18 protein-coding genes are annotated in these 17,490 nt (G+C 67.1%); 15 read left to right on the top strand and 3 right to left on the bottom strand.

Annotation, left to right across the window (positions count from 1 at the left end; translation table 11 throughout):
- Position 1 precedes the first annotated feature (1 nt).
- From AC5P9F_RS15085 to AC5P9F_RS15075, 3 genes are all read left to right on the top strand, one after another.
- Complete coding sequence (locus AC5P9F_RS15085; protein ID WP_180872649.1) at positions 2-601, top strand: ChuX/HutX family heme-like substrate-binding protein; 600 nt, start codon at positions 2-4, stop codon at positions 599-601.
- A 73-nt stretch (positions 602-674) separates the two neighbouring features.
- Positions 675-1,601, top strand: coding sequence for a DUF6607 family protein (locus AC5P9F_RS15080; protein WP_161771963.1), 927 nt, complete (start codon positions 675-677; stop codon positions 1,599-1,601).
- Positions 1,602-2,130: 529 nt separating this feature from the next.
- Positions 2,131-2,547: a hypothetical protein gene (locus AC5P9F_RS15075; protein WP_087802802.1), complete on the top strand. Its 417-nt coding sequence runs from the start codon at positions 2,131-2,133 to the stop codon at positions 2,545-2,547.
- A 78-nt stretch (positions 2,548-2,625) separates the two neighbouring features.
- On the opposite strand, the gene AC5P9F_RS15070 is transcribed toward AC5P9F_RS15075, so the two are convergent.
- A complete protein-coding gene (locus AC5P9F_RS15070) occupies positions 2,626-5,142 on the bottom strand; it encodes an ABC transporter permease (protein WP_180872650.1) in 2,517 nt (838 codons plus the stop codon).
- Positions 5,139-5,786 carry an ABC transporter ATP-binding protein gene (locus tag AC5P9F_RS15065; protein ID WP_109337971.1) on the bottom strand — a complete coding sequence of 216 codons (648 nt, stop codon included), beginning with the start codon at positions 5,784-5,786 and terminating at the stop codon, positions 5,139-5,141. The genes AC5P9F_RS15070 and AC5P9F_RS15065 overlap by 4 nt, the downstream gene beginning before the upstream one ends.
- Before the next feature lie 75 nt (positions 5,787-5,861).
- Here AC5P9F_RS15065 and AC5P9F_RS15060 point away from each other — a divergent pair, with 75 nt between their 5' ends.
- The 3 genes from AC5P9F_RS15060 (at position 5,862) to AC5P9F_RS15050 (ending at position 8,735) form a co-directional block, all read left to right on the top strand.
- Positions 5,862-6,506: an arylesterase gene (locus tag AC5P9F_RS15060; RefSeq protein WP_087802800.1), complete on the top strand. Its 645-nt coding sequence runs from the start codon at positions 5,862-5,864 to the stop codon at positions 6,504-6,506.
- Between the two features lie 87 nt (positions 6,507-6,593).
- Complete coding sequence (locus AC5P9F_RS15055; protein ID WP_002811889.1) at positions 6,594-7,307, top strand: response regulator transcription factor; 714 nt, start codon at positions 6,594-6,596, stop codon at positions 7,305-7,307.
- 156 nt (positions 7,308-7,463) lie between these two features.
- Positions 7,464-8,735 carry a sensor histidine kinase gene (locus tag AC5P9F_RS15050; protein WP_005412286.1) on the top strand — a complete coding sequence of 424 codons (1,272 nt, stop codon included), beginning with the start codon at positions 7,464-7,466 and terminating at the stop codon, positions 8,733-8,735.
- Positions 8,736-9,080: 345 nt separating this feature from the next.
- Here AC5P9F_RS15050 and AC5P9F_RS15045 read toward each other — a convergent pair whose 3' ends face one another.
- Positions 9,081-9,782 carry an SGNH/GDSL hydrolase family protein gene (locus AC5P9F_RS15045; protein ID WP_241889457.1) on the bottom strand — a complete coding sequence of 234 codons (702 nt, stop codon included), beginning with the start codon at positions 9,780-9,782 and terminating at the stop codon, positions 9,081-9,083.
- 212 nt (positions 9,783-9,994) lie between these two features.
- On the opposite strand from AC5P9F_RS15045, the gene AC5P9F_RS15040 reads away from it, so the two are divergent.
- The 9 genes from AC5P9F_RS15040 (at position 9,995) to AC5P9F_RS15000 (ending at position 17,314) form a co-directional block, all read left to right on the top strand.
- Positions 9,995-10,390 carry a diacylglycerol kinase gene (locus AC5P9F_RS15040; RefSeq protein WP_005408126.1) on the top strand — a complete coding sequence of 132 codons (396 nt, stop codon included), beginning with the start codon at positions 9,995-9,997 and terminating at the stop codon, positions 10,388-10,390.
- Between the two features lie 33 nt (positions 10,391-10,423).
- Positions 10,424-11,173: a TerC family protein gene (locus AC5P9F_RS15035; RefSeq protein WP_005408127.1), complete on the top strand. Its 750-nt coding sequence runs from the start codon at positions 10,424-10,426 to the stop codon at positions 11,171-11,173.
- Positions 11,174-11,397: 224 nt separating this feature from the next.
- On the top strand, positions 11,398-12,558 hold the full coding sequence (locus tag AC5P9F_RS15030; RefSeq protein ID WP_065183607.1) for an MFS transporter: 1,161 nt from the start codon (positions 11,398-11,400) through the stop codon (positions 12,556-12,558).
- Positions 12,559-13,102: 544 nt separating this feature from the next.
- Positions 13,103-13,723, top strand: coding sequence for a LemA family protein (locus AC5P9F_RS15025; RefSeq protein WP_065183608.1), 621 nt, complete (start codon positions 13,103-13,105; stop codon positions 13,721-13,723).
- Between the two features lie 3 nt (positions 13,724-13,726).
- Complete coding sequence (locus AC5P9F_RS15020; protein WP_308679979.1) at positions 13,727-14,593, top strand: TPM domain-containing protein; 867 nt, start codon at positions 13,727-13,729, stop codon at positions 14,591-14,593.
- Complete coding sequence (locus AC5P9F_RS15015) at positions 14,593-15,087, top strand: TPM domain-containing protein (protein WP_033834745.1); 495 nt, start codon at positions 14,593-14,595, stop codon at positions 15,085-15,087. Before AC5P9F_RS15020 ends, AC5P9F_RS15015 begins: the two co-directional genes overlap by 1 nt.
- A gap of 51 nt (positions 15,088-15,138) precedes the next feature.
- Positions 15,139-16,026: a prolipoprotein diacylglyceryl transferase gene (gene lgt / locus AC5P9F_RS15010; protein WP_012479192.1), complete on the top strand. Its 888-nt coding sequence runs from the start codon at positions 15,139-15,141 to the stop codon at positions 16,024-16,026.
- A complete protein-coding gene (locus tag AC5P9F_RS15005) occupies positions 16,023-16,817 on the top strand; it encodes a thymidylate synthase (protein WP_088429509.1) in 795 nt (264 codons plus the stop codon). Before lgt ends, AC5P9F_RS15005 begins: the two co-directional genes overlap by 4 nt.
- A gap of 5 nt (positions 16,818-16,822) precedes the next feature.
- A complete protein-coding gene (locus AC5P9F_RS15000) occupies positions 16,823-17,314 on the top strand; it encodes a dihydrofolate reductase (RefSeq protein WP_012479194.1) in 492 nt (163 codons plus the stop codon).
- The last annotated feature ends 176 nt before the right edge of the window (positions 17,315-17,490 follow it).

Raw genomic sequence — 17,490 nt, 5'->3', positions numbered from 1 at the left:
CATGAGCCGAGCACTGTCCGCACGCAGGAATGACTCCATCGCCGCGCCGAACAGCGCGGCCTGGCCGACCCCGGCACAGCTGGCCACGCTCGGCACCGTGTTGTGCCTGTACCACGCCGACGGCAACGAGCTGGGCGGCTGGCGCCAGGCCGTACGCGTACACGCCTGTCAGGGCGTGGACAGCGAGGGCCTGCGCGAAAGCCTGTGCTTCCTTGATGGCCGCGGCCGCTGCGTGTGGCGCCTGTACCTGCTGCCCGACAGCGATTTCCTGGCCTGGGACCGTCTGGTCGCGGCGCTGCCGCCGGGACCGGAACACGACAGCGAGGCGAGCGTTGGCGAACGCCTGTGGCGGCGTTTGGCCGGCCATCTTGGCGGCCAGCGCTGGCGCCTGTGCGCGCTGCGCCTGCATGCCGCCGACGACGGACGCACGCTGGCCGCCAGTCTGTCGACCCTGTCCTCGCTGGGCGCGGCCACCGCGCGCCGCATCGCACGCCTGGAAGGTGCTGAAGGCGAGCTGGCGATCGACGACTGCTGCTGTGCCGACGCCGCCCGGCGTCCGGCTCCCCACATTCCCGGCGACCTGCCGCTGATCCGCCTGTGACCCTCTCCTGATGGAACGCCCGTTGGCCACGGATGGCCCCTCAATGAATCTGCAACCCCGAAGGAAGACCCCGATGAAGCTCCAGACAGCCAGCGCCATGCTGCTGCTCGCCGCCAGCGGCGTGGCCAGCGCGCAGCCCTCCGATATCGCCCGCGACCACGACAGCATCCTTGCCATGCAGGGTGAGTACACCGTGGACTTCGCCTTCGACGAGACCGTGCTGCTGAAGCCGGGCTACGAGCGTGCACCGGCGATGCGCAGCGGCGGCAGCGAAGTGGTCATCGTGGTTGAGGACACCCCGAAGCGCATCGTGCTGCAGCACCTGCTGCTGGATGAAAAGAGCGGCCACATCACCAAGCACTGGCGCCAGGACTGGGTGTACGAAGCACCGAACCGTTTCGAGTTCAGCGCCGACCAGACCTGGAAGGTGCGCAGTATTCCGTCGGCGGTGAACCAGGGCGCCTGGACCCAGTGCGTGTACGAAGTGAGCGACGCACCGCGCTACTGCGGCACCGGCACCTGGACCTACACCAACAACGTGCCGAGCTGGACCAGCGATCTGAGCTGGCGCCCGCTGCCGCGCCGTGAGTACACCAAGCGCAGCGACTACAACGCGCTGGCCGTGGTCAACCGCCACACGCTCACGCCCAATGGCTGGACCCACGAACAGTTCAACACCAAGGTGCAGCGCAACGCCGATGGCAGCCAGGTGGAGATCGCACGCGAGTTCGGCTTCAACGACTACGTGAAGACCACCGAGGTCGACTTCACCCCGGCGCGCAGCTACTGGAAGGCCACCGCCGGCTACTGGGCCAAGGTGCGCCAGCGCTGGGACGGTTTCCTGACCCAGGCCCCGGGCGTGCACCTGAAGACCAGGATCGACGGCATGGCGATGATCATTCCGCTGTTCACCCAGGCCGAAGAGATCCAGTCCGGCAAGAAGGTGAAGGACAAGCAGATCGACGAAGTGTTCGCCAAGTACGTGGAAAAGGCCCAGTAGATCCACGCCATGCGTGGATGTGCTTGTTCCTTGAATACTGGGAACGCCGTCATGTGCTTTTGGTAGGTGCCGAGCTTGCTCGGCACGCTTTCCGCGGCGACTGACGCGGCGTCCGCGCGTGGCACCGGACGGAATGGGGTATTGCGCGCAAAAATATGACGCATTCAGCCTCACTTTGCCCCAAGGCCGCTTGCTGGCTCTTGCGGATGCGGTAGGGTGGCGGCCCACGCACCCATTTGTCATCGTGGTCAATGAAACTCTCCGACCTCTGCCGCCCAGCCGGCGCGAAGATGTTCCTGGCATCCAGCCTTGCCGATTTCGAGCTGCACGCGGAAGGGCGTGCTGCTCCTTGACGACTTCTACAATTCGGGTTCCGCGAATCGCGTTTGGAAACCGGCGCCGGCACGAATGCGGCAGAAGCGCCTCGGCTGAAGTCCACGCCGTAGTCTCCGTGTTCGAAGGTGCTGGCCTGGCCGGGGGATTACGACGTGGTTGGTGTCTCTGCAAATCCAACGCCTGGAAATGAGGCTTGCTGATGGTCGTTCCAGAACGCCAGATGTTCGATACCTATCTGTCCGATCCGCAGGTCTACGATCGTCTTGAGCAGCATATCCACGACCACTTCATGACGGGAATCAACGCGGCAAGCCTGCGCATTGAAGACTTCCGCAGCCCGCACTACAACACGTTCTTCGTCGATGGCACTAAGGATCGCGATGCCAACCCGATCTTCTCCGCCAAGCACCTGCCCAGCGGCAACATCGTTCGTATCGTCATTTTTGACAGCCCGCCTGAATACAGCGAAGTCCGTAAGCGGGTAGGGGATAACGAGGAGAAGGACGAGCTCTGCCTGTTCATAACGCTTCTGGGCGTGCAGCGCGCGATGAGCACGACCGTGGCCTGGGCCCAGCAACAGGCGTCCATCATCCCGGCCACTCGTCAGTAGACCCACGCCATGTGTGGATGCGCTTAGGTGGAGCGCGCAGCGTACAGCCGGCCCCACCCGCAGCGTGTCACGGCCGCCTCAGGCCTCGCGCAGCGCCAATGCCGGTGGCGTATGCAGGATCGCCCGCGTACCCCACCAGCCTGCCAGCAGGCTCAGCCCGATGCCGACCACGCCGCCGATCAGCAGGCCCGGCCACGGCGGCAGCAATGGCAGCTCGAACACCTTCTGCGAGACTGCCACGCCGATGGCGGCTGCCGCGCCCACCGCGAGCAACGCGGCCAGCGTGCCCAGTGCGCCGAACTCCACCAGCACCGCACCGCGCAGCTGGCGCCGGGTCGCGCCCAGCGTGCGCAGCACCGCGCTGTCGTAGCGACGCTCGCCCGCCGTGGCCTGCAGCGCGGCCAGCAGCACCAGCACGCCGGCCAGCAGGCTGAACACCATCACCAGCTGCACCGCCTGTGCCACCCGCTCCATCACATCGCGCACCTGCGAGATCACCGCGTCCACGTCCAGCAGCGACAGGTTGGGCTGAGCGCGCACCAGCTCGCCCAGTCCGGCTGCCTTGCCGGCCGGCAGGTGGAATGCCGACAGCAGGTTGTGCGGTGTATCGCCCACCGCGTTCGGGTTCAGCAGCACGAAGAAGTTCGGCCGGAAGGTGTTCCAGTCGGCCTTGCGCACACTGGTCACGGTGAACTCGCGCTCCTGCTCGCCTACTGCAATGGTGATGCGGTCGCCCGGATATACGCCGTAGCGCTTGGCCCAGCCGATCTCAACCGACGCCTCCGATGCCGTGCTGTCGGGCGTCCAGAAGGTGCCGTTCATCAGCGTGTTGGCCGGCGGGAAGCTGCTGCGCCAGCTGAAGTTCAACGGCCGGTTCTCGTCGTCGTCATCGCGCTGGGCTTCGCCTGACGCCGGCTGCCCGCTCTGGTCCGGCGAGCGATCCACGCGCAGCGGCGGCTTGCCGTTGATCGCGATCAGGCGGCCGGTGGCCATCGGTTCGATGCTGGCGTCGTTGGCGCCCAGTCCACGCAGCGCGGCCAGCACGCTGTCGCGCTGTTCGGGCTGGATGTTGATCAGGAAGTAGTTCGGCGTATCCGCGGGCAGGCGTTCGCGCCATTGCTGCAGCAGGCCGGGGCCGGTCACCGCCAGCAGCAACAGCGCGCACAGCGACAACGACAGCCCGACCAGTTGCATCACCGCCAGCATCCGGCGCCGGGTCAGCGCCGCCAGGCCCAGCCGCCAGTGGCCGTGCAGGCGGTGCTGCAGGCCGCGCAGCAGCTGCAGCAGCACGAAGCCGACCACGCCGGCCGCGACCGCCAACGCGGCCAGGCCGCCCAGCACCCATAGCGCCAGCTTGAGATCACCGGTCACCTGCACCGCCAGCAGCAGGCTCGCCGCCAGCGCTGCTACGTAGGCCAGCAGCGAGGCCGGGGGCAGGGCGGCGAAGGAGCGGTTGAGCACGCGCATCGGCGGCACCCCGCGTAGGCGCAGCAGCGGCGGCAGGCCGAAGCCGAACAGCAGCAACAGGCCGATGCCGGCGCCGGTCAGCGCCGGCATCGCTTCCGGCAGCGGCAGGCGCTGCGGCACCAGGCTGCCCAGCACCTGCACCAGGCCTTCCTGCGCGGCCATGCCCAGGCCGATGCCGAGCGCACAGGCTGGCACCGCCAGCATCAGCAGCTGCAGCGCCAGGCCCAGCAGGATGTCGCGCTGGCGTGCGCCCAGGCAGCGCAGGATCGCCACCTGGTCGATGCGACGCAGGGCGAAGCGGTTGGCCGCCAGCGCGGTGGCCACACCGGCCAGCAGTACCGCCAGCAGCGCGCTCAGGCCGAGGAAGCGCCCGGCCAGATCGAATGCCTGGCGCACGCCACGCTGGGTGTCGTCCACGCTCAGCAGGCGCAGGCCTTTCACCTGCGGCAGCAGCCACTGGCGCAGCGCCGCGATCGGCTCCGCTGCGCCGGCGAACATCAGCCGGTAGTTGATACGGCTGCCCGGGCCGAGCAGGCCCGTGCCCTCCACATCGGCGCGGTTGACCAGCAGGGTGGGCGAGAGTGTCAGCAGGTCGCCACCGCTGTCCGGCTCGGCCTCGATGATGCCGGCGATGCGCAGCGTGCCGGCGCCGAACTCGAGGTCATCGCCGGCCTTCAGCCCCAATCCCTGCAGCAGGCGTGGGTCGGCATAGGCCTGGCCCTTGGGCGGCATGCCGGCATCGGCGATCAACGCACCGCCGGGCGTGGCCCGGACCCGCAGCGTGCCGCGCAGTGGATAACCTGCCTGTACCGCCTTGATGCTGGCCATCTGGCTGGCATCGCCGTTGAACAGCACGCTGCCGAAGCTGGCGATGCGGGTATGCGCCAGTCCACGCCGCTGCGCCTCGTCGGCGAACGCCTGCGGCGGGTCATCGCGCCCGGCGATGCCGAGGTCGCCACCGAGCATTTCCGCTGCGCTGCCGGTCAGTGCCAGGTTGACCCGGTTCACCAGCGTGCCGACCGCGGTCATCACCGCCACGCCCAGCACCAGTGCGGCGAACACGGTCAGCAGGTCACCGGCCAGCGCCTCGCGGCGCAGCGCGCGCCACGCATGCCGCAGCAGGTTCATGCCTGCGCCCCACGCTCGACCGGCAGCAGGCGGCCGTTGTCGATGCGGTGGATGTACTGGCAGCGCTGGGCCAGGCGCAGGTCGTGGGTGACCAGCACCAGAGTGGTGCCGCTGCCGGCGTTGAGTTCGAACAGCAGGTCGCTGATGTGCTGGCCGGTGGCGTGGTCCAGCGAGCCGGTCGGTTCGTCGGCGAACAGGATGCACGGGCGGGTGACGAACGCACGTGCCAATGCCACGCGTTGCTGCTCGCCGCCCGACAACTGGCGCGGATAGTGGCGGGCGCGATGGGCCAGCCCGACCTGGGCCAGCACTTCATCGACCCGCGCCCGGTCTTCGCGTCCGGCCAGTTCCAGCGGCAGCGCGACATTCTCGGCGGCGGTCAGCGCCGGCAGCAGGTGGAAACTCTGGAACACGAAGCCGACCTCACGCGCGCGCAGCTGGGCGCGGGCCTCCTCGTCCAGCGCCGACAGGTCCTGGCCAGCCAGTGCGATGCGGCCGTGACTGGGCAGGTCCAGCCCGGCCAGCAGGCCAAGCAGGGTGGTCTTGCCGGAACCGGAGGCGCCGACGATGGCCACGCTGGTGCCTTCATGGACCGTCAGGGTGATGTTGTCCAGTATGTGGACTTCACCCTCCGGGCCCTGCACGGACTTGCCGACCTGGTCGGCGGCGATGGCGACGGGCGCGCTGCGGGGGGACAGGCTGTCGATGAGGAGACTCCAATGCGCAAGACGGGATGGAGCCGGCGAGCCGGCGCGATGATGGTGCTGCTGCTAGGGTTCCTGCTGTTGCCGGGGCTGGCCTGTGCCAAAGGTCCGGCCGGCACCGTGCTGGTGCTCGGCGACAGCCTCAGTGCTGCCCACAATATCCCTGCCGACGCCGGCTGGGTCAGCCTGCTGCAGCAGCGGGTCAGGCAGCAGTCGAAAACCCCGGCGCGCATCGTCAACGCCAGCATGAGCGGCGAGACCACCGCCGGCGCACTCACCCGCCTGCCGGCCCTGCTGGCGAAGGAAAAGCCGACCGTGGTAGTGATCGCCCTTGGCGGCAACGACGCACTGCGCGGGCTGACCCCGGCGCAGGTGCAGGGCAACCTGGAAAAGATGGTGCAGGCCAGCCAGAAGGCCGGCGCGAAGGTGCTGCTGCTGGGCATTGACGTGCCGCCCAACTACGGGCCGGCCTATCGCCAGCGCCTGGCGGCGGCCTACAGGGCGCTGGCCACGCAGTACAAGGTGCCGCTGCTGCCCTTCCTGCTGGAGGGGGTGGCCCTGCAGCCGGGCATGATGCAGGCCGACGGCCTGCACCCGACCGCACAGGCGCAGCCAAAGGTGCTGGACAACGTCTGGCCGCTGCTCAGGCCACTGCTCTGAATCGTTTGTTTACCTCTTGACGGAACTTCACATCGCGTCCACCGTCGATCCGGCATGTTTCACAAAGCTGAAGTTAGAGGGAATCACATGCGTCAGACGAAGGAGACCTCCGGCTTGGTGCTGGTGGTCGAAGACAACCGCAACATCTCCGAGATGATCGGGGAATACCTGGAAGGTCGCGGCTTCGAAGTCGACTATGCACAGGACGGCCTGGATGGCTACCGCCTTGCGGCGGAGAACAGCTATGACGTCGTGGTGCTCGACTTGATGTTGCCGCGCCTGGATGGCATCGAAGTGTGCCGTCGCCTGCGCAATGATGCGCGCAAGTCCACCCCGGTGCTGATGCTCACGGCACGCGACACGCTGGACGACAAGCTCACCGGCCTGGGTTTCGGTGCCGATGACTACCTGACCAAGCCGTTCGCGATCCAGGAGCTGGAAGCCCGCCTGCGCGCGCTGATCCGTCGCGAACGTCGCCAGGTCGGTTCGGAAGTGCTGAAGGTGGCCGACCTGGTGCTCGATCCGGTCAGCATGCGTGCGACCCGTGCCGGCACCGAGCTGCAGCTTTCGCCGATCGGCCTGCGCCTGCTGACCATCCTGATGCGCGAATCGCCGCGCGTGGTCACCCGCCAGGAGATCGAGCGCGAGATCTGGGGCAATGGCCTGCCGGATTCGGACACCCTGCGCAGCCACCTGTACAACCTGCGCAAGATCATCGACAAGCCGTTCGACCGTCCGCTGCTGCACACCGTGCAGAGTGCCGGCTACCGCATTGCCGACATCGCCCAGCCGATGGCCTGAGCAGGATACTCGCCGGTGCAGCAGCAGGCCCGGCCGGGTTGTGGCCACGTACGAGGGCAGGGCATGACCGGCCGGCGTTGCCGCCGGTCATCGCCCATGCACCCGCACGGCGTGGCGCGCTGCCTATAATCGCAGCGCTCTGACCGGGACTCCGCAATGCCGCACGGCCTGCCGCGCAAGATCCGTATCGCCTTCATCCTGCAGGCAGTGCTGGCCAGCCTGGGCATCCTGCTGGGTGCGTGGCTGGTCTCGCTGGTGATCAAGCACAGCCTGGTGGGCGCTGCCCTGCGCGAGGAGGCGGCGTACTACTGGACGCTGCACGAAGCGTCCCCGGTGCAGCCGCCGCCCAATACCCAGAACATCCGCGGCTACCTGCTGGAAAGCGGGCAGTCGGCACTGTCGTTGCCGGCCAACCTGCGCAATCTGGAGCCCGGCTTCCACGAACTGCCCAAGGACGACCAGCTGGTGCTGGTTGATGTGCGCCCGGCTGGCCGCCTGTACCTGGTGTTCCTGCGCTCGCGCGCAGAGATGCTGGCGTTCTGGTTCGGCATCGTGCCGGTGCTGCTGACCCTGTTGGCGGTGTATGGCGCCAGCTGGGTGACCTACCGCGCGTCCAAGCGCCTGGTGTCGCCGGTGAACTGGCTGGCTCGGCGCGTCTCGCGCTGGGACCCGGGGCATCCGGAAGCGGCCGACCTGGAGCCCAACAAGCTGCCGGCGGACATGCAGGGCGAGACCCGGCAGCTGGCGGCCGCGTTGCACTCGCTGGCCAACCGGGTGAGCGCGCACGTGGCACGCGAGCGCAACTTCACCCGCGATGCCAGCCATGAACTGCGCACGCCGCTGACCGTCATCCGCGTTGCCAGCGACATGGCACTGGGTGATGAAAGCCTGCAGCCGCGCCTGCGCCGCAGCCTGCAGCGCATCCAGCGGGCTGGCCGCGACATGGAAGCGGTGATCGATGCGTTCCTGATCCTGGCCCGCGAGGCAGACGTCGAACCGCAGATCGAGCTGTTCGACGTCAACGACATCGTCCGCTATGAAGTGGACAACGCCAACGAACTGCTGGGGGCTCGCCCGGTGTCGGTGCACCTGCACAGCGATGGCCCGGTGCAGCTGCATGCGCCGCCGCGGGTGCTGCAGGTGGTGGTCAGCAACCTGGTGCGCAATGCATGCAGCTACACCGACGAGGGGCGCATCGACGTGCATGTGCACAACGATCGGGTGGTGGTGCACGATACCGGCATCGGCATGTCCCCCGAAGCGCTGTCGCGGGCGTTCGAACCGTTCTATCGCGCCGAACCCAGCCGGCCGCAGGGTACCGGCCTGGGCCTGTCGATCGTACGCAGGCTGTGTGATCGCTTCGGCTGGAAGGTCAGCCTGGCCAGCGAGCCGGGTCAGGGCACCGAGGCAACGGTGATCTTCCGGTAGAGGGATTTTGCCGGGCTGCGCCCGGCACCCGCCGAGGCAACATCAACATCAAAAGCGGGCATTCCGTGGAATGGCGGGGCGGTGTGGGTTTGCAGGACACGCCGTAAACCCCCCTCCGGGGTCCGGCCCAGCCGCTGGCGGCTGTGCGTTCGGGCGCTTGCGAAGCAGTGCTTCGCAAGCAAAGCGCCCTCACCCATGGGGGCTCGATGGCGCCATCCATGGCGCCAACGGTCCTGCAAACCCACACCGCCCCGCCTTCGACAGTTTCCCGCGATCCGCAGTAGATCCACGCCATGCGTGGATGGGGTGCGGTAGCGCCGGGCCATGCCCGGCGTCCACAGTGCCTCAGTTGCAGTTGACCTTCGGCGCCAGCGCCTTGGTCCAGATCGCATACCCAGCCGGGGTCATGTGCAGCATGTCCTCGCGGAACAGCGTTGCATCCGGCTGGCCATCCGCGCCCAGCATCGGCGTGTAGATATCGGTGAAGCCGGTGTTGGGCAGCTTGGCCAGCGCGGCCTTGATCAGCGTGTTGGCCTCGTTGATCGCCGGCAGCAGGTGCGCCCGCGACGGGCTCGGCTTGATCGACAGGTACTCGACCTTGGTCTTCGGCAGGTCGCGATGCACGCGCTGCACGAAGGCGACCACGTCGTCGCGGACCTGGGTCGCGGTGCGGCCGCTGTTGAGGTCGTTGTCACCGGCGTAGAAGAACACCTTGCACGGCGCATACGGCACCACGATCTGGCCGGCATACCAGGTGCTGTCACGCACTTCCGAGCCGCCGAAACCGCGGTTGAATACAGGCTGGCCGGGGAAGTCGGTGGCCAGGCTCTCCCAGAAGCGGATGGAGGAGCTGCCGATGAATTCGATGCCACCGCGGGGCGGCGGGTTGGCCTGGTCGGCGCTGGCGAACCGGGCCATGTCGCCGGCCCAGGCCACGTTGGAGACCTGTTCAGGTACCCGGGGCGACGTGGTCGGGCCCAGGGCCTGGGCCAGCGGTGCGGCGGTCAGCAGGCCCAGCATCAGCAGGCAGGTATGGCGACGGGACATCAGGCGCTCCAGCAGGGAAGGGAACGCCATCATAGAAGCTGGGGCGGGCCGGGGCTTGCCCCTGGCGGTCCATTCACCGGGCCGGTGCCGGGATGCGGCTGGCGGCCTTGTGGCAAAATGGCGGCCATCTGCCTATTCCTGTGCACCCATGATTCCCTGCCGTGCGTCTGAGCGGTCGCTGCGCCGCGCCCCTGTTGCTGGATGTTCCACCCGTGGCTGATCAGTTCGGCCATCTGCCGCGCGGCCCGCGCCGCATCTTCCAGGCCGCCCGCTGGTCCTGGCAGGGCCTGCGCGCCGCCTGGCTGCACGAATCGTCGTTCCGGCTGGAGGTCTACCTGCTGATCCTGCTGGCGCCGGTCGCGGTCTGGCTGGGGCAGACGCCGGTCGAGCGTGCGCTGATGATCGGTTCGATGCTGCTGGTGCTGGCGATGGAACTGGCCAACTCGGCGATCGAGGCGGTGATCGAACGTTACGGCAGCGAAATCCACGAGTTGGCTGGCCGCGCCAAGGACATGGGCTCGGCGGCGGTGTTCGTGCTGATGATGAACGTGCTGTTGTGCTGGGCCCTGGTCGTGGTTCCACACGCGCTGGCCGGCAGCTACGGCTGAAACCCCATTCCCCCACTGCCTTGAAGAGATTCCATGTCCTTTGAGTTCCTCGCCGACCCCAATGCCTGGGTAACCCTGTTCACGCTCAGCGCGCTGGAAATCGTGCTCGGCATCGACAACCTGGTGTTCATTTCCATCGCGGTCAGCAAGCTGCCAGAAGAACGTCGCCCGTTCGCACGCAAGCTCGGTATCGCCGTGGCCTGCATCACCCGTATCGGTCTGCTGGTGTCGCTGGCGTATCTGGCGCACATGGCGGCCAACCTGTTCACGGTGGCCGGCATGGGCATCTCCATCCGTGACCTGGTGCTGATCGTCGGTGGCCTGTTCCTGATCATCAAGGGCTGCATGGAGATCAAGGAACTGATCAGCGGTGGCGAGGATGAAGATCCGAGCACCACCAAGGCCTCGGCCGTGTTCGGCTACGTGATCGCGCAGATCGCGGTGATCGACATCGTGTTCTCGCTGGACTCGGTGATCACCGCGGTTGGCATCGCCGACCACATCCCGGTCATGGTCGCCGCCATTCTGCTGTCGGTGTTGGTGATGCTGCTGGCCGCCAACCCGCTGGGCCGCTTCATCGACGCCAACCCGACAGTGAAGATGCTGGCGCTGGCCTTCATCCTGATGATCGGTGCGGTGCTTATCCTGGACGGCCTGGACGTGCACGTGCCCAAGCCCTACATCTACGCCGCGATGGGCTTCTCGGTGCTGGTGGAATGGCTGAACCTGCTGATGCGCCGTCGCGCCCGCGAGCACAACGTGCCGGGCGCCGGCAACTGGTAAGCGCCTCTGGCATGTAAGTCCCTCAGAACCCCCGGCCCGGCCGGGGGTTCTGCGTTTGTGGGGGGCACGGCTCTGCTACGGTGCTGCGGTTTTTGCACTTGTAGCGGGTTTCCGTGCCCCACTTGTGAACCAGAATCAACAGTGTTTTCCCGGGGCGAGGCTTAATCCGCCACAGCAAAGCGCGCAGGCTACGCACTCCCGAATCCCTCCCCCAGGACCCCCCCATGAATTCCAGAGCCGCCTTGCTGGCGCTTGCCGTCGGCGCCTTCGCCATCGGAACCACCGAGTTTGCGCCGATGGGCCTGTTGCCGGTCATCGCCGACGGCGTGGGCGTGGGCATTCCCACTGCCGGCATGCTGATCACCGCTTACGCCGTGGGCGTGATGCTGGGCGCACCGGTGATGACCCTGCTGATGGGACGGTTCGGCAAGCGCACCGCGCTGATGCTGCTGATGTCGATCTTCGTGGTCGGCAACCTGCTCTCGGCACTGGCCCCGAACTACGGCCTGCTGTTGCTGTCGCGCCTGGTCACCAGCCTCAACCACGGTGCCTTCTTCGGCATCGGTGCGGTGGTTGCCGCCAGCCTGGTGCCGAAGGACAAGCAGGCCGCCGCCGTGGCCACCATGTTCATGGGCCTGACCATCGCCAATATCGGCGGCGTGCCGCTGGCCACGTGGGTGGGCCAGCAGCTGGGCTGGCGCCTGTCTTTCGCCGGCACCGCGGTGCTGGGCGTGGTAGCGATCACCGCGCTGGGCCTGGCCCTGCCGGCATCGGCACCGGGCCCGCGCCCGGACGTGCGCCGCGAGATGAAGGCCATCCTGCAGCCGCAGGTACTGCTGGCGATGGGCACCACGGTGCTCGGCGCGGGTGCGATGTTCACCCTCTACACCTACGTGGCGCCGGTGCTGACCGAACTGACCGGTGCCTCCAACGCCTTCATCGCGATGTCGCTGGCGCTGATCGGTATCGGCTTCACTTTCGGCAACGGCATCGGCGGGCGCATGGCCGACTGGTCGCTGGACGGTGCCACGCGCATCCTGCTGGCAGTCCTGGCCCTGCTGATGTTCGTGCTGCCGCTGGCCTTCATGAGTCACGCCACCGCGGCGCTGGGCGTGCTGCTGTTCGGCGCGGCGACCTTCGCCATCGTGCCGCCGTTGCAGATCCGGGTGATGCAGGCGGCGAGCGAGGCGCCGGGCCTGGCGTCGTCGATCAACGTGGGTGCGTTCAACCTGGGCAATGCTGTGGGTGCCGCGCTGGGGGGCGCGGTGATCAGCTCGGGTTTGGGTTACGCGGCGATTCCGGTGGCCGGTGGCCTGCTGGCGGCATCGGGCCTGCTGCTGGCATGGCTGGGGCGTCCCCGCACTGCGGTGGCTGAAGCCTGCTGAGGGGTGTTGGATTCCGGCAGGGCTTGCAGCCCTGCACCCGCTGCAATCAACGTCAACGTCAACGGCAAAAGCCTGCATTCCGTGGGTTGGCGGGGTGGGTCCGGTTGAGGGGGACGCTGCAAGTACGTCCATGTAAGCTCGGTCGCCGCATCCATGCGGCTCACGCCCCCACAACCGGACCCACCCCGCCTTCGACAGATTCCCGCGGTCTGTCGGAACGGCGTTCTGCTCTGGTAGGTGTCGACCTTGGTCGACACGAATGCCTGAAGAATCGATTTTTGCTTTTGATTTTTCTTTTGATCTTCCCGCGGTGCGCAGGAAATTGTCTGTGGCCGGGCGGGTGGGCGTGGCGGGGGTATCCGCGCCATGGATGGCGCGGCTAAGCCTCCAGGGACGGATTCACGGCGTCCCCCGCCATGCCCACCCGCCCGGACTACTCAGGCGATCCATGAGCATGGCCACCGCGGAGGGGGCGGCGCCCGATGGCCGGTCTTTCACCCGAACCGTGGCATGCTCGGTGCCCAGTCCACCCGGAACCTCCGCCATGCGCCTGTTCACCCGTGTCCTGCCCCTGATGCTGCTGGCCTCCCTGCTGTCCGGCTGCGGCTACAACGCCATCCAGCAGAAGGATGAAGCGGTCAAGGCCAGCTGGTCCGAAGTGCTCAACCAGTACAAGCGCCGCGCCGATCTGGTGCCCAACCTGGTGCAGACCGTGAAGGGCTTCGCCAGCCAGGAAGAGCGCGTGCTGACCGAAGTCACCAACGCCCGCTCGCGTGTTGGCCAGATCAACGTCAACGCCGACGACGAAGCCTCGCTCAAGCAGTTCCAGCAGGCCCAGGGTGAACTCGGCAGCGCACTGTCGCGGCTGCTGGTGGTCACCGAGAATTACCCGGTGCTGAAGTCGGACCAGAACTTCCGCGACCTGCAGGCCCAGCTGGAAGGCACTGAAAACCGCATCACCGTCGCCCGCGGCCGCTACATCCAGCAGGTGCAGGACTACAACACCTACATCCGCTCGTTCCCGCAGGTGATCACCGCCAAGCTCTTCGGTTACAAGACCAAACCGAACTTCACCGTGGAAAACGAAGCGCAGATCTCCAACGCGCCGGCGGTCGATTTCGGCAGCGCGCCGCAGCAGCAGCCGGCACCGCAGCCGGGCCACTGACCCATGCGCCTGGCCACTGCGCTCCTGGCCCTGCTGCTATGGCTGCCGCTGGCATCGCACGCCCAGCAGCTGGCGCCGGTTCCGGCGCTGGATTCGCCGGTGGTCGACACCACCGGCACGCTGGATGCCGCGCAGAAGCAGGCGCTGGTGCAGCAGGCGATTGAGCTGCAGCAGCTCAAGGGCAGCCAGCTGCAGGTGCTGGTGGTGCCCACCACCCAGCCGGAGGACATCGCGCAGTACACCACGCGGGTCTTCGATCAATGGCAGATCGGCCGCAAGGGCGTGGACGACGGGGTGCTGCTGGTGGTGGCCAAGGACGACCGGCGCGTGCGCATTGAACCCGGTTATGGTCTGGAGGGAGCGATTCCCGATGCCATCGCCAACCGGGTCATCCAGGAGTACCTGGTGCCGCGCTTCCGCAGCGGCGACTACGCCGGTGGCATCACCGACGCCACGGCGGTGCTGGTCAAGCTGATCGACGGGGAAGCGCTGCCGGCGCCGGTCAGCGGCCATCGCGGGCGTGAGCCCAGCGGCGGTGGCGATACCTGGTTCCTGGCGCTGTTCATCGGTGTGTTCGCCGGCAGCATCCTGCGCGGGATCTTCTCGCGCGTGCCGCGTCCGCTGCGTGGCCTGCTCGGCGGTGCCGGTGCGGCGCTGGCGGCATTCCTGTTCACCTCCACACTACTCGCCAGTGGCCTGGCTGGCGTCGTGGGCCTGATTGTTGCCATGCTCTCCGGTCACCCGGGCCGCTTTGCCGGTGGCGGTGGCTGGGGCGGTGGCAGCTGGGGCGGCGGAGGCGGCTTCGGCGGGGGCGGTGGATTCGGCGGCGGTGGCCGCTCCGGCGGTGGTGGTGCTTCGGGGGGCTGGTGATGATCCAACGACTGTGTCGTCATGTATTTTCGCCGTCGGTACGGCGCGCGTTCCCGCCGGCCACGCTGCAGGCGATCACCGAGGCCATCGCAGCCGGTGAGCAGCGCCACGGTGGCCAGGTGATGTTCGCGGTGGAAGCGGACCTGCCGCTGGCCGCGCTGTGGCACAAGGTCACCCCGCGCCAGGCCGCCGAACATGCCTTCGCGCGCCTGCGCACCTGGGATACCACCCACAACAACGGTGTGCTGATCTACCTGCTGCTGGCCGACCACGCCATCGAGATCGTCGCCGACCGTGGCCTGCAGGGCCGGGTCAGCCCGGCACAATGGCAGCGGGTCTGCACCCACCTGCGCGAGGGCCTGCGTGGCTCCAATCCGGTGGAAGCGCTGCAGGATGCCATCGACGAGGTCTCCAGCCTGATCGAAGGGCACTTTCCGGCCTCGACCCGGTCGAACGATGACGCGTTGCCGAACTCGCCCCAGCTCCTTGGTTGAGCCGGGGCGGCACTGGCCCGAGAATAGGCGTTCAACCGCAAGGCACCTTCCATGATCTATTTCCACGACATCGACCCCATCGCCCTCTCGCTGGGGCCGATCAAGGTGCATTGGTACGGCATCATGTACCTGCTGGGCTTCACCGCCGCCTGGCTGCTGGGACGCAAGCGCATCGCCGCCGGCCGCCTGCCGGGCGTTGACGCCAATGGTTTCTCCGACCTGCTGTTCTACGCCATGCTCGGCGTGGTGCTGGGCGGGCGCATCGGCTACATGCTGTTCTACGCGCTGGGCGATTTCCTGCACAACCCGCTGCTGCTGTTCAAGGTGTGGGATGGTGGCATGAGTTTCCACGGCGGCCTGCTGGGCGTGCTGGGCGCCTGCTGGTGGTGGTCGCGCAAGCACAAGCTGCATTTCTTCGACACCATGGATTTCATGGCGCCGCTGGTGCCGCTGGGCCTGGGCTTCGGCCGCATCGGCAACTTCATCGGTGCCGAGCTGTGGGGCAAGTACACCGACGGCACGTGGGGCGTGGTGTTCCCGTCCGGCCTGCCGGCGCCGCTGAACCAGCTGGACCACGCGACCCTGCAGGCGCAGTTCGCCACCGGCGCGCTGAACCAGTTCGCGCGCCATCCGTCGCAGCTGTATGAAGCTTTCCTGGAAGGCCTGGTGATGTTCGTGGTGCTGTGGGCCGTGTCGGCCAAGCCGCGTCACCGTTACCTGGTGGGCGGCCTGTTCGCGCTGATGTACGGACTGTTCCGCTTCGCGGTGGAGTTCGTGCGCATGCCCGACAACGGCGTCTACGTGGCCTTCGACTGGCTGACCCGTGGCCAGATCCTCAGCCTGCCGCTGATTGCCTTCGGCCTGGTGCTGCTGGTGATGTCGCGCCGTGCGCCGGTACTGCAGCCGCAGCTGCCGGTGACTGCCGGGGGCAAGGCATGAAGGCTTACCTGGACCTGCTCTCGCATGTGCTCGAGCACGGCGCCGAGAAGAGCGATCGCACCGGCACCGGCACCCGCAGCGTGTTCGGCTGGCAGATGCGTTTCAACCTGGCCGAAGGCTTCCCGCTGGTGACCACCAAGAAACTGCACCTGCGCTCGATCATCCACGAGCTGCTGTGGTTCCTGAAAGGCGACACCAACATCGGCTACCTGAAGGACAACCAGGTGCGGATCTGGGACGAGTGGGCCGACGGGAACGGCGATCTCGGCCCGGTGTACGGCAAGCAGTGGCGCAGCTGGGCCACCGCCGATGGCCGTGAGATCGACCAGATGCAGTGGCTGGTCGACGAGATCAAGCGCAACCCCGATTCGCGCCGGCTGGTGGTCAGCGCCTGGAACGTGGGCGAACTTTCGCAGATGGCGCTGATGCCGTGCCACAACCTGTTCCAGTTCTACGTGGTGGACGGCAAGCTCAGCTGCCAGCTGTACCAGCGCAGCGGCGACATCTTCCTCGGCGTGCCGTTCAACATCGCCAGCTACGCGCTGCTGACCCACATGGTGGCGCAGGCCACCGGCCTGGGCGTGGGCGATTTCGTGCATACGCTGGGCGACGCGCACCTGTATTCGAACCACTTCGAGCAGGCGCGCGAGCAGCTGTCGCGTGAACCGCGCGCGCTGCCCAAGCTGTGGTTGAACCCGGAAGTGACCGATCTGTTCGGCTTCCAGTTCGACGACATCCGCATCGACGGTTACGATCCGCACCCGGCCATCAAGGCGCCGGTGGCGGTATGAGCGCGATGAAGCTGTCGATGATCGTGGCGCTGGACCGCAACCGTGGCATCGGCCAGGGCAATGCCATGCCCTGGCACCTGCCGGACGACTTCAAGCACTTCAAGGCGCTCACCCTGGGCAAGCCGATCCTGATGGGGCGCAAGACGGCCGAATCGATCGGCCGCGTGCTGCCGGGACGGACCAACCTGGTGCTGACCCGCAGCGGCCAGGTGCCGTTCGAGGGCATGCGCGCGGTGGCGTCGCTGGACGAAGCCAAGACGATTGCCGAAGGCGAGGGGGCCAGCGAGCTGTGCATCATCGGTGGTGGCGAGATCTTCCACCAGCTGCTGGACCAGGCCAGTGACCTGTACCTGACCTGGGTGGATGCCGAAATCCCCGCTGATACCCATTTCCCCGAAGTCGACATGCAGGACTGGCGGGAAGTGAGCAGCGAGCCGCACCCGGCCGACGAACGCCATGCCTACGCGTTCCGCTTCGCGCACTACGTGCGCCGCTGATCGCGCAAGTACCAACGAAAACACCGACGGGGATGTCGACGGGGTAGAGTCGACTGTTAGTTGTGATCTCTCTGTACGTTGTTCATCCGGGACATCTTTGGAAAATGGTGGTTACCACACCTCTCCAGACCCCAAAGAGCCCGGATGAACCACCATAAAAATGCCCGTTTGACCGT

It is taken from the genome of Stenotrophomonas sp. YJH_SMC_4 (assembly GCF_059371575.1).
This window is presented reverse-complemented; position numbering and strand designations above follow the sequence as displayed.